Source organism: Fructobacillus tropaeoli (genome assembly GCF_001047135.2).
In the GTDB taxonomy this organism is placed as follows: domain Bacteria; phylum Bacillota; class Bacilli; order Lactobacillales; family Lactobacillaceae; genus Fructobacillus; species Fructobacillus tropaeoli.
Map to the genome: position 1 here is coordinate 17093 of NZ_DF968080.1, position 12759 is coordinate 29851.

At 42.7% G+C, this 12759-nt stretch carries 10 protein-coding genes; all 10 read right to left on the bottom strand.

The annotated features are described in order from the left end of the window. Nucleotides 1–108: 108 nt before the first annotated feature. Nucleotides 109–3084 (bottom strand): GDSL-type esterase/lipase family protein, encoded by a 2976-nt coding sequence (locus AOQ32_RS03010; RefSeq protein WP_059393533.1) that lies wholly within the window; start codon nt 3082–3084, stop codon nt 109–111. Between the two features lie 94 nt (nt 3085–3178). Continuing rightward, on the bottom strand, nt 3179–4813 hold the full coding sequence (locus AOQ32_RS03015; RefSeq protein WP_059393534.1) for a GH25 family lysozyme: 1635 nt from the start codon (nt 4811–4813) through the stop codon (nt 3179–3181). A 338-nt stretch (nt 4814–5151) separates the two neighbouring features. Then, complete coding sequence (locus AOQ32_RS03020; protein ID WP_059393535.1) at nt 5152–6624, bottom strand: GH25 family lysozyme; 1473 nt, start codon at nt 6622–6624, stop codon at nt 5152–5154. Between the two features lie 15 nt (nt 6625–6639). Continuing rightward, the gene (locus tag AOQ32_RS03025; protein ID WP_059393536.1) at nt 6640–7101 is read right to left on the bottom strand and encodes a hypothetical protein; all 462 of its coding nucleotides are present in this window, start codon (nt 7099–7101) and stop codon (nt 6640–6642) included. A gap of 188 nt (nt 7102–7289) precedes the next feature. Continuing rightward, complete coding sequence (gene mgtE / locus AOQ32_RS03030; RefSeq protein ID WP_059393537.1) at nt 7290–8657, bottom strand: magnesium transporter; 1368 nt, start codon at nt 8655–8657, stop codon at nt 7290–7292. 82 nt (nt 8658–8739) lie between these two features. After that, nucleotides 8740–9645, bottom strand: a complete 906-nt coding sequence (locus tag AOQ32_RS03035; RefSeq protein WP_059393538.1) for an RluA family pseudouridine synthase — start codon at nt 9643–9645, stop codon at nt 8740–8742. 89 nt (nt 9646–9734) lie between these two features. Continuing rightward, nucleotides 9735–10544 (bottom strand): NAD kinase, encoded by an 810-nt coding sequence (locus tag AOQ32_RS03040; RefSeq protein WP_059393539.1) that lies wholly within the window; start codon nt 10542–10544, stop codon nt 9735–9737. Nucleotides 10545–10606: 62 nt separating this feature from the next. Next, complete coding sequence (locus AOQ32_RS03045; protein ID WP_059393540.1) at nt 10607–11182, bottom strand: GTP pyrophosphokinase; 576 nt, start codon at nt 11180–11182, stop codon at nt 10607–10609. Between the two features lie 140 nt (nt 11183–11322). Further along, the gene (locus tag AOQ32_RS03050) at nt 11323–12303 is read right to left on the bottom strand and encodes an ROK family glucokinase (RefSeq protein WP_047975120.1); all 981 of its coding nucleotides are present in this window, start codon (nt 12301–12303) and stop codon (nt 11323–11325) included. 191 nt (nt 12304–12494) lie between these two features. Continuing rightward, a complete protein-coding gene (locus tag AOQ32_RS03055; RefSeq protein ID WP_047975119.1) occupies nt 12495–12740 on the bottom strand; it encodes a YqgQ family protein in 246 nt (81 codons plus the stop codon). Between the last annotated feature and the right edge of the window lie 19 nt (nt 12741–12759).

Here is a 12759-nt window from a genome sequence, read left to right on the forward strand (position 1 = left end):
TACCATTTTACCTCATTTCACCATAAAGCAAAGAAAAAGCTCTTCGAAAAATGAATTTCAAAGAACTTTTTCATCATTTTGTTATGGATGTCATGAGAATCACTCAATTTATCCGCGTAAGAAATATGTGCCGTCATTGCCGAAGTTATAACTGTGACCATCAATGATTTGCAGGCCTTGAACCGCACGTCCATTAGCGTCCGTCCAGTACTTATAGCCCCATGCACTTCGCCAACCTTCATTTTGGCGCACACCATCAACAAACCAATAATAGGTTCCCATGTAGTAGCGGAATCCGGTATAAAGTTGACCATTTTCATACCAACGATAACCACCATTATAGGATGAAGCATCATAAACATAGCCAGACCATGGTTGCAAAATTCCATCACCATTGGCCTTATACTCTTGATTCCCTAGCATAACCATTTGGTTTTCACGAGCATAGTACGTCCCGTCGTCACCAAAATAATATTGCTTTCCATCAATGATCTGCAAGCCTTGAACCGCACGTCCATTAGTGTCCGTCCAATACTTGTAACCCCAGGCAGTCCGCCAACCTTCATTTTGGCGCACGCCATCAACAAACCAATAGTACGTACCCATATAAAAACGGAAACCTGTATACAGTTGACCATTGTCATACCAGCGATAACCACCATTGTACTCTGAGCCATCGTACAGATAACCAGTTCCAGTCATTACAACCTTCACAATTCCTCGATCATCGGCGAAATAATTTAACCCATTCACGGAGAACGCCTTATCCATTCTTAAGGTAAATGAGCCGTCATTACCGAAATAATAAAGATTACCATCGATTGTTTGGAAACCTTGAACTGATCGACCATCACCACCTACGTAGTAAGTATTTCCCCACGCTTGATGCCAAGAATTCGCATCACGAACCCCATTGTTAAACCAATAATAGGCACCATAGTACTTTTGGAAACCAGTGTAAACCTGGCCATTTTCTAGCCACTCATACCCTGCCAAAGTATTATAATAGCCGCTCACAGTTCCTAAGGAATAGTTTTGATAGTTGGCCTGATATGTGTTGTTTGGATTAGCCTGCATGGCTTGAGCAATTTTAGTCCCAATTGCTTGGTAAGTTGCGTTCGTTGGGTGAACACCATCTGGTAATGTGGTCGCATGATTTTCATCTGTAACGACCCCAGCGTTAATGACAGTAATACCTAAATTATTACCAACTTGCGTTAAAGCAGCACGAAGTTGATTCATCGAAAAACCACCGGGTCCAATCGTATCGTTATTTTTACCATTTAAATAGTCCCCTTGAGGAAGCAAAATATAAATACGAATATTAGGATTAGCCTCGTGCAAACGACGAATACTGTCTTGATAAATTTGAATAATAGTATTCAGAGGACTCGTTCCACCATAATTAATGTCATTAACACCCATACCAATGACAATATCAGTGGCTGTACTATAAGAAGCTGATTTAATCGCTTCATCTACCATCCATGACATATCATTACCGATTTGCGTTCCAGAATGAGCAGACGTATTTAAGTACAACTTATCTAAATCTTGGGCTGCATAACTATCATAAGATTGACTCCCATCATTGTATGAGTTCCAACCTACGGTTGTTGAATCACCAAATCCCCAAATAACCCCATTCTTCGGAGTTAACCGACCGCTCTTATCTGCATGATAAGTAACATTGTTAATTTTCATATCAAAGCTAACCTGTAACTGGTAACTTTGATTATCACCAAAGAAATACTGACTACCATTAATACTTTGCAACCCAGAAACTGCTTGACTATCCGAACCAAAATAGTATGTGCTTCCTTGGTTAACAACCCAAGTATTTTTTTGCAAAAGACCATTTTGATAATCAATCAAACCTTCAGCATTAGTAAAGACACCATTTTTTAATGACAAAGAGCCATCACTAGCTGAAGTATAGGTCGTATCAGCAAAAGTGATATCCATGTTTTTACGAACCGTGTAAGTCTGATCATCGCCGAAGTAATATTGCTTGCCACCAATGGTTTGCAAACCGGATACAGCTTGGCCATCCACACCAAAATAATAGGTATTCGTTTGGTCCCAGGCATTCGTTTGCTTAACACCGTTCACATAATCAACATAGCCATTTTGGTTCTTTTCCAAACCATTTTTGGCAGTTAAAATACCATTTGGATCAGCAGTATAAGTTTGATTATTAACTGTTACTTCTGTATTCTTACGAACCGTGTAGGTCTGATCATCGCCGAAGTAATATTGCTTGCCACCAATGGTTTGCAAACCGGATACAGCTTGGCCATCCACACCAAAATAATAGGTATTCGTTTGGTCCCAGGCATTCGTTTGCTTAACACCGTTCACATAATCAACATAGCCATTTTGGTTCTTTTCCAAACCATTTTTGGCAGTTAAAACACCATTTTGATCGGCAGTATAGGTTTGATTATTAACCGTGACTTCAATGCTCTTGCGTACTGTGTAAGTCTGATCATCGCCGAAGTAATATTGCTTGCCTCCAATGGTTTGCAAACCGGATACAGCTTGACCATCTGCGCCAAAATAATAAGTGTTGGTTTGGTCCCAAGCATTCGTTTGCTTAACACCGTTGACGTAATCAATATAGCCATTTTGATTCTTTTCCAAACCATTTTTGGCAGTTAAAATACCATTTTGATCGGCAGTATAGGTTTGATTGTTGACCGTGACTTCTGTGTTCTTACGAACCTTGTAAGTTTGGTCATCGCCAAAATAGTACTGCTTACCATTAATTGTTTGCAAACCAGATACAGCTTGACCATCTGCGCCAAAATAATAAGTGTTGGTTTGGTCCCAAGCATTCGTCTGCTTTGTGCCATCCACATAATTCACAAATCCTTGGTCATTTTTTGTAATCCCATTGGCAACTGTCGAGGGGTTATCCGCAACAACTGAAGCACTTGGGCTAGAACTAACCAAAGAACTGCCTGAGCCATTATCATCAGCTGATACATTGTTCGATTGAACAGCCAGCGCACCAAATAAGCCAGCAGTCAATAAGGAACCGACTGCCCAGTACTTACCACTCTTGTACATTTTAAATCGCATTGTGAACTCTCTATCTATTTAACGTTGTAATAAAACATTTCTACTGTTACATTCTAACACAAAAAGACTATTTATTTAGTGATTATTTTAACTATTAACGCAAATAATATGTTCCATTATTACCAAAATAATAGTTTTTCCCATCAATTGTTTGCCATCCCTGCACGGCACGACCATCACTATCTGTCCAGTAAGTCAAACCCCAAGCGTTACGCCAACCCTGATTTTGGCGAACACCGTTAATAAACCAATAATAAGTCCCCATATAATAGCGGAAGCCTGTGTATAGCTGACCGTCTTCGTACCAACGATAGCCACCATTCTGGGTTGACCCGTCATACGCATAACCGTTAATAGGCGTTAATATTCCTGCAGCGTCAGCCTCATACTGAGCATTGTCAATAGACACTGTTTGATTTTGGCGAACATAATAACTCCCATCATTACCGAAATAATACTGCTTACCATTAATCATTTGCAATCCTTGAACTGCGCGGCCACTCGTATCAGTCCAATAAGTCATTCCCCAAGCAGACCGCCAGCCTGCGTTTTGACGAACACCATCGATAAACCAGTAATACGTACCCATATAGTAACGGAAACCTGTGTATAGTTGACCATTCTCATACCAACGGAAACCACCATTTTGATTAGATCCATCATAAAGATAACCTTGGCATGGCTGTAAAACACCATCCTTATCCGCTTGATACATTTGATTATCATCAGCGACTGCTTGATTTTCGCGAAGATTGAAAGTATTATCATCGCCAAAATAATATCGTTTCCCAGCAATCGTCTGTAATCCTTGAACAGCACGTCCATCATTGCCAGTGTAATATCGCTTTCCCCAGGCATCATGCCACGCATTATCTGAGCGGTAACCATTATCAAAGTAATAATAAGTCCCCATATAATAACGGAAGCCTGTATACGGCTGTCCATTTTCTAGCCACCGATAGGTTTTAACAGAAGAATCCCAAACATATCCTGTCGACGATGTCGCCATTCCAACATAGTCCATGGAAACGTCAAAAGTGCCACTAATCCCATTAAAACCTGCATTTGAAGACCACTGCCACATGCCATATTGTGTATTCCAAAGATCATTAGCAGATGGCGTATACGGATATTGGGCCATCCAAATCCGATTATTCCCAAGAAATGATGTGTTAAGATTCATACTTTTTTTATAGTAGGCATAGGTATATAAAGCCCCATTAGCAAAGCCTCGGCTTTTCAATTGATCATTGAAGGCTTGACTATTATTTGATACGCCACTATTTTGTGTCGAAGTATCTTCTAAATCATTTACCAATAAATCACTACTAGTAAAACCTAGTTGCGTTGCATAATCAGCAAAATAATTTGCCTCAGCCCGTGCACTATTCTGATCAACATAAGTAGAATAATGATAAGCAGAAACCTTTAAACCAACTGATTTCGCATTAGCAATTTGACTACTGGCGTACGGGTTATGATAGTAAGTTCCTTCGGTCAATTTAACGATAATTCCTTGAACGCCATTATTTTTCATGGTTTGAAAATCACTCGTTGAAAGATAGCCATTGTTTGATGAAATATCAACGACATCCATCCGAGGTATCCCACTCTGTCCACCCGTCACGCGGTCAATATCATCAGCATGAACCGTTAAATGATTTTGATTAGCAACGACTCCAAGCGCTGTAATAGCCGTTAACGCTAGCCACGTTTTTTTTAATTTCATTATTCTTAAACTCCTATTCAAAATGTCTCACTAAAATTATACGTACCAACCAGCTACTTTCCTCATTATCATATTAAAATAAATAATTATTTAGAATTTTTCTTTACTATTTCTTCTAACGTTACTTTCCATTTATTTTTAATCATTCTTATTTTTCTCGTCAAAATTAATTTTACAACATTAACTATTTATTGTCATACATCATTTCAATTTGTTATTTAATTCCACTTTAAGTGCATTCTTAATTGCTTTTTCAAGAGGATAATGCACTAATAGTGATAATCATTTTGTTCAATAAAAAAAGACAAAATTCTAATAAATTTTGTCTTTTTATTATATTATCGAAGGTAATACGTTCCATTACTGCCGAAGTAGTAGCTTTTACCATCAATTGTTTGCCAACCCTGAACGGCACGACCATCGTTATCCGTCCAATAGGTCAAGCCCCAAGCTGAACGCCAACCCTGGTTTTGGCGAACACCATTAACGAACCAATAGTAAGTCCCCATATAATACCGGAAACCAGTGTATAGCTGACCATTTTCATACCAACGATAACCACCATTTTGATCAGAGCCATCATAAGCATAACCCGTAATTGGTGTTAAAACACCATTTGCATCTGCCTGAAACTGAGCATTGTCAATAGACACTGTTTGATTAGTTCGGACAAAATACGTATCGTCATTTCCAAAATAGTATTGCTTACCATTAATTGTTTGTACACCTTGAACAGCGCGGCCATTGCTATCTGTCCAATACGTCATTCCCCAGGCCGATCGCCAGTCATCATTTTGACGTACGCCATTAACAAACCAGTAATAAGTCCCCATGTAATAACGGAAGCCTGTGTATGGTTGGCCGTTTTCATACCATCGGAAGCCACCATTTTGATCTGTACCATCGTAAAGGTAGCCTGAAGTCTTAGCAGCTTGGATTGCCTTCACTAATTTATCAGAAGCTGACTCGGTATCGGTTGTTGGTGTCGTTGTATTAGTTGATTGGTTACTACCTGTATTTGTTGATTGACTATTATTCGTTGTACTACTGGTTTGAGTACCACTAGCCGCTCCATTTGTCGCCATTCCCGTATAATCCATGGAAACGTCAAACTTACCACTTATGCCATTAAAAGAAGCATTAGATGACCATTGCCACATGCCAAACCCAGTGTTCCAAACATCACTACCAGATGGATTATAAGGATACTGTGCAATCCAGACCTTACTGTCGCCACCAAAAATTGAAGTATCAAGATTGTTGGTCTTCTTATACGATGCATAGGTATACAAGGTTGTATTAGTAAAACCACGAGCATGTAATTGATCATTAAAGGCCCGAGCGTTATCCGAAACGTTTCCACCAACCGTACTACTATCTTCCAAGTCGTCAACTAACAAATCAGTACTCTTAAAACCAAGTTGTGTTGCAAAATCTGCAAAGTAATTCGCCTCTGCGCGACCGCCATCTGGGGTATTAAAATCAGAATAGTGGTAGGCAGAAACAGTCAATCCAGCAGCGCGTGCATTATTAACTTGGTCTTGGGCATACGGATTTTTATAAGTAGTTCCTTCAGTCAACTTGACGATAATGCCCTTAACACCATTATTGCGCATCGTTACATAGTCTTGGGCCGTCAAATAGCCTTGATAAGATGACACATCAACGACATCCATACGCGGTAACCCCGTTTGACCGGCAGTGACAGCCGCAACACTATCAGCCTGAGCAACTAGGTGATGGCTAACATCTACAACGGCACCAAAAGCGGTTGCTGCTGCTAACGTTAGAAAAGTATTTTTTACATTCATGGTTTCTTTTAATCCTTACTGGTGAAAATTCTGCTTGGCATAAGTCACAGGCGATACCCCCTGTTGTGATGCTTGCGTGATAATTTGCTTAATATCGCTCGGTGCCCACTGATCAGCAGGCAAACCAGCAGCCTTCAATTGAGCCGTCACCTGTTGAATCATTGATGAATCAACTGTTTGACCGTTCAATGTTTTATTAGGGTCATAGCTAGCTGATGTTTGTGGGTTAGCACCCTTTTGACTCGTGGTACTTGTTGCAGACGATGTTGATGATGGTGCCATCGAACTACTTGAATTTGAACTAGTACTGTCACTGCTAATACTTTTAGTCGTTGACGACACGGCCGAAGAGGTTGAAACCGAACTTGATGAAGTCATCGACTCTTTTGAGGTGTGATTAGTGCCAATAGCATAACCACCACCGGCAACAACCGCTGCCACCACAACGACCCCGATAATTGTCCCAATTTTTTTCACAAAAATTCTCCTTGATTAATCATTCTCTCAACGGTGACCTGCGAAACTTGGCCAAGCCTATCATTGTTCATTTTACACTATCTGACCTACTTTTGCAGGCCCCAAGTCAAGGTTACTTTTGATTTCATCAGACAAAAGCGATTCAAAATGAAAAAGCAATGCCATTAAATAATGACATCGCTTATACGCTATTTTCCAATAAATTCATTCAACATGCCCGTGGCAATCCCAAAGTAAATCAGGATAGCCGCCCAATCGACCACTGTCTGCACCAATAGCCCATTCACCAATGCTGGATTCAAATTCACTTTACTCAATACCGCCGGCACCAAGTATGCCAGCAATGATGAAAGCAGAATCGCAACGATTGCAGACAAAGCAACTGCCAAGGCCAGGCCTTCATTATCTTGCCAAAGGGAAACAACGGCAAAAAGAACCACGCCCGCTAAGATGGCTAGCACAAAGGAAGACAGCAACTCAGAAATCAGATTTTTCCAAAAAGACCGGTCCGTGCTGGATCCAAAGTGCCGAACGGCCAGGGCCAAGGATTGTGTGCCGGCATTTCCGGCAACGCCGGCAATAACCGTAATAAAGGCAGCCAAAATCGGTGTCTGACGAATGGTATGCTCAAAGCTAGCGACTAAGGCGACGGAAACGAGGCCCAACACTAGCAGAGCCAAGAACCAAGGCATCCGCTTCAGTGCGGAATGCCAGGGACTGTCATCGGTATCAGAAACATCGACGGCAGCCAAACCAGAGTACTCCTCGACCGCTTCTTCATCAATTACGTCAACAATATCATCGACTGTAATGATTCCCAACAAATGTTGATCATCATCGGTAACCGGAATGGCAAAAAAGTTGTAATCGGCAACGACTTGGGCGACTTCTTTTTGGTCATCCCCCGCCTTCACCGAAATAACCCGGGTATTGGTAATTGACTCAATCGTCATCTCATCCGGATGGGTCAGCAAGTCCCGCAAGGAAACAATCCCCACCAGGCGATGGTTTTCATCAACCACATAGACATAGATAATTGATTCGGCTTCTTCGGCCTGTTTCTTCACTTGGGCTAGAACGTCCTTCACTACTGAGCCTGCAGCTACTGCCAAGTATTCCGTGGCCATCAAAGCCCCGGCCGTCTGGTCCTCGTACTTAATCAAATTTCTGATTTCTTGAGCTTCTCGATGAGGCATCAATGCCAAATAAGTTGAAGCTAACCGGGCTGGCATTGCCTGGAATAAATCAGCCTCGTTATCAGCAAACATTTCAACCAGGATATTGGCCCCTTTTTGTGGTGGCATCTCCTGCAAAAGGTCAACGACCTCTTCGGCATCGATTTCCAAGTTATCAAAAACTGTCGCGAGCGTTTCATCATCCATGACCCGCCAGGCAACCTCTCGAATGTTCTTCGAAAAGCTGGCGTAAACCTGCCCCTTTTCAAAATCGTGTAGGTTGGTGAATTCGGTCATAAAGTCATCGTCTTGTCCGTTCTCGAGCAAGTCCGTTAAGGCATGGACAGCTTGTCGGACTTGCTGCTCATTGTCTAATTCCATGAAAGGATTCCTTTCCACTTCGTTTATCTTTCTTGAAAATACTACAAAATCAGCTTGGCTTCAACCGCAGTCGTAAACGTTTTTACCCTTGAATGTCCTTTAACGCCTGCAAATCAGCCGGCAAATCCGTTTGCAAGTGGCGATATTCTTCAATAAAAGGATCATAGAAGGTCATCTGGTAGGCGTGCAAGGCCTGTCGCTTCAATCCATACCACAATGGTCCACCGTACAGATCATCCCCCACCAACGGAAAACCGATGTGGGCAAAATGAACGCGGATTTGATGTGTCCGGCCAGTATGTAACTGGACCTTCACTCGGGTCATCGGCTGATTTTCATCATTAGTGTACCGGTGTTCCACCCAATATTCTGTCTTGGATAGTTTGCCATCAGGCGTCACCGTCCGCTTGATAAAGTCACCCGGCAAGCGGCCAATTGGTTCTTCAATCATGCCATGGTCATCTGGCAAGTGACCAGAAACGTAGGCCGTATAGAACTTTTCCACCGAATGATCCTGCAATTGTTGGTCCAACACGGCATGGGCAAAGCGATGCTTGGCCAACAAGACAATCCCGGAAGTATCCCGGTCAAGACGGGTCACAACGTGGGGCACCAAATCTTCGGCCCCCTCATCGAGCAAGTGCCCCTTGACCTGGTTCACCAGCGTGTGCAATCGATCGGCATGGCCTGGGACGGTGGTGACTCCGTATGGCTTATCAACAGCCAAAAAGTGCTCGTCTTCATAAATCACGTCCAATGGGGTGAAATCAGGAACGACCAAGTCGTTCCCCGTTTCAACCGGCATCACAATGGTGACCAAGTCGCCATCCTTAATATAATCGGAGGTGTACACCTGTTGGTCATTGACCAAAATAGCGCCCCCGTTATGCTTCATTTGGGAGAACATCCGGTGCGAAACACCGTGACTTTGTAAGAAAGAACGGACCTTCCGCTCTTCTGTTCCCTGATATGTCCAAGAAAATTTCATACTGGTTTATCTGTGCCGGCTGAATGACCGGCTCCTTTCAATTCCATGCAAAAGCGGTGCCTTTGTTCGACCAGACACCGCCCTGCCACTTATTCAACGTCTTCTTCACTGCTGTCAGCGATAAAGGCCTGCTTCACCCGACTCCAAAAGTCTAAATGACGGAAGGAGGCAAAATGAACTTCCTTTTCGGCCACTTCAAATTCAACGGCCTCAATGCCCTCGGCCAATATCTCTAACTGGTCGCAGGTCAACAAAAAGGCCTTGGTTTTTGGCCGAATGGTAATCTTCTGCCCGGCTGGAACAACTAATGGCGAGCCCAACGTTCGAAAGACCCGGTTATTAATCGACGCAATTTCAGACATTTGAATTGCCTTTAATGACGGGTGTAAGACCGCCCCGCCATTAGCCTTATTATAGGCAGTCGATCCGGTTGGCGTGGCAATCGCCACACCGTCACCCCGAAAGCCTTCAAAGCGCCGGCCACTTAAACAAATATCGGCGACCATTGTGCCAACCGGCTGCTTAATCGTTCCCTCATTCAAGGCCAAGTACTCCTGCCTAGCGCCATCAGAAGTGACAGTCGTCATCTTCAGCAAAGGGTACGAAACGCGCTGACCTTTGTCATGAACTAGACTGTTCACCAGTTCCTTGACCTCGCTGCCCAGCCAGTCGGTATAAAAGCCCAAATGGCCGGTATGTAAACCAACGAAACGCAAATCATCATTACCATCGATATATTCATGAAAGGCTCCCAAAAGAGTGCCATCACCACCAACGGAAATCACTAGGTCGGGATTTTCCCGGTCCAAAGCAATTCCCTGAGCTTTCAATTCTTTCTTCAGGTCGGCCACAATGGCAAGCGACTGGGCCTGATCATTATTGTATAAGGCGACTTTCATGCCTACTCCTCTAAGATCTTTTTCTGCTTGCTAATCAAAAGGCCGGCCTAAGCCGGCACTTCTTAATCCTTTGCCTTAATCTCTGAAAATTCTTGTTCCAGTGAAAAGGTCTGATTGGAAATTTCCGTTAATTCTTCAGCCATCTCCGGTGAAATTTCACCATGCTTATAGCGCAAATCGTGTTCGATTGTTGCCCAGAAGTTCATGGCCAAAGTCCTGATTTGAATTTCTGCTAAGACCTTGTGTTCCCCATCCAATAAGGAAACGGGGTACTCAATCACCATGTGGTATGATCGGTAGCCCGAAGGCTTAGCGTTCATTACATAATCACGTTCTTCCAAAATGGTAAAATCAGTCCGCTTGCGTAAGAGTTCCACAACCGCATAAATATCTTCAATATATTTGGTCATAATTCGCAAACCAGCAATATCTTGCAAATCGAGGGCCAGACGGTCTTCATGCAAGTGCCGACGCACAATTTTTTCTTCAATTGACGCCTGGGACTTTACCCGGCCCGTAACATATTCAACCGGCGTTGGCTCCCCGGCCTTTTGGTACTGTGCGCTGAGATAATTCAACTTCACTTTTAGCTCTGCGACGGCCTGGGTGTATGGTTCAAAAAAACTTTCCCACTCCACTACTCGGTCCTCCTTGAAACGTTGGCAATTTACTTGCCAAGATCACTTCCTATTCTACCATAAGTTTCACGGACCCTTGAGATAATAAAAAACAAACAACCGGTCAGTTGTTTGTTTTCTGTTGGATATTTAATCATTAATTAAAGCAAAACATCTTGTCTGTTCTTGTTAGCCAATGAAGCAGCACCAATCACACCAGCATCATTACCCAATTCAGCCAACTTCACAACAGTTGAAGTTCGAACAGTTGGGAAGGCAAACTTTGTCCAGTTCTTTTCAACACGTTCGCGCAAGAATTCACCTGCAGCGGCGACACCACCACCGATAACGATGGCTGATGGGTTCAAGATGTTTGAAATTGTAGCGGCTGCGTAGCCCAAGTAGTAAGCCAACTTATCAACCGTTTCGTTAGCCAAATAGTCACCTTCTTTGGCCAAGTCAAAGATAATCTTTGAAGTAACTTCTTCACCGTTGTCAATCATGCGGTTCAACTTTGATTCACCAGCATATTGTTCAGCAAAGTCCTGTGCTAAATGAACAACACCAGTTGCAGAAGCATATTGCTCCAAGCAACCATGGTTACCGCAAGTACACAAGTAACCATTTGGTTCAACGATGATGTGGCCAACTTCACCACCAGCACCGGCAATCCCATGAATCAATTCATGGTTAGCAACCAAGCCACCACCAACACCAGTTCCCAAAGTAATGAAGGAAACATCGGCATCGTTGTTACCAGCACCCTTCCAAGCTTCACCTAAGGCAGCAACGTTAGCATCGTTATCAATTGTTAAGTCAAAACCAGTTCCAGCTTGGATTGGGTCCTTAACAGCTTGCTCTTGCGCCCAGTTCAAGTTGTAGGCACCCTTAACAGTTCCTTCTTCACGGTTAACTGTTCCAGGAGTTCCCATACCAATCCCAATCACGCGACTCTTGTCCAATTGGTACAAGTCCAAGTGATGGTTAATTGATTCAATAATATCAGGGACGATATGCTTACCGTCTTCCAAAATGTTGGTCTGAATGGACCACTTTTGTTGGACTTCACCTTCGTCAGTCAAAATCGCAAACTTAATAGTAGTTCCACCGAGGTCAACCCCGATTAATTTATCTTTTGCCATGATTTACTGTAGCTCTGCCGCAGTGGCCTGACAGAACATTCCTCCTGTGTCTTAGATTACTCAGTTATTTTAACAAAGGTTGTCTACTTTATGCAAGCGTTTACAAAAAAACAGCATAAGTTATTTTTTAAACAATATTATTCTGATTGTCCAATCAATCCAACTAAGAAAAAATTAGACGGGTCCAAAGCTTATTGCACACTACTTGCGGCTAAAAAGTCCGGACCGGAATAATCACCGGTCAACTTTGCCTCTTGGTCATGCTCCTTAGCCAAGATGACTTTCATTTTTTTATAGTCCTCTTTTGAAATCACATCGGCCTTGTAGAGGTTATCAACTTCCAAAGCGGCCATTTCAATGTCCCAAAGGCGCTTCCCTAAATGAATAAAGACGTCATAAGTTTTTAAGTACTGTAAAATATCGTAAAAATTTTTCATCAAAATTCCCCGTTTCATG

What these genes read in the sequence shown, in the direction of transcription:
- AOQ32_RS03055 (WP_047975119.1), bottom strand. Translation starts at nt 12,740, where the DNA reads ATGAAAAATTTTTACGATATTTTACAGTACTTAAAAACTTATGACGTC.
- AOQ32_RS03020 (WP_059393535.1), bottom strand. Translation starts at nt 6,624, where the DNA reads ATGAATGTAAAAAATACTTTTCTAACGTTAGCAGCAGCAACCGCTTTT.
- AOQ32_RS03035 (WP_059393538.1), bottom strand. Translation starts at nt 9,645, where the DNA reads ATGAAATTTTCTTGGACATATCAGGGAACAGAAGAGCGGAAGGTCCGT.
- AOQ32_RS03050 (WP_047975120.1), bottom strand. Translation starts at nt 12,303, where the DNA reads ATGGCAAAAGATAAATTAATCGGGGTTGACCTCGGTGGAACTACTATT.
- mgtE (WP_059393537.1), bottom strand. Translation starts at nt 8,657, where the DNA reads ATGGAATTAGACAATGAGCAGCAAGTCCGACAAGCTGTCCATGCCTTA.
- AOQ32_RS03010 (WP_059393533.1), bottom strand. Translation starts at nt 3,084, where the DNA reads ATGCGATTTAAAATGTACAAGAGTGGTAAGTACTGGGCAGTCGGTTCC.
- AOQ32_RS03040 (WP_059393539.1), bottom strand. Translation starts at nt 10,544, where the DNA reads ATGAAAGTCGCCTTATACAATAATGATCAGGCCCAGTCGCTTGCCATT.
- AOQ32_RS03015 (WP_059393534.1), bottom strand. Translation starts at nt 4,813, where the DNA reads ATGAAATTAAAAAAAACGTGGCTAGCGTTAACGGCTATTACAGCGCTT.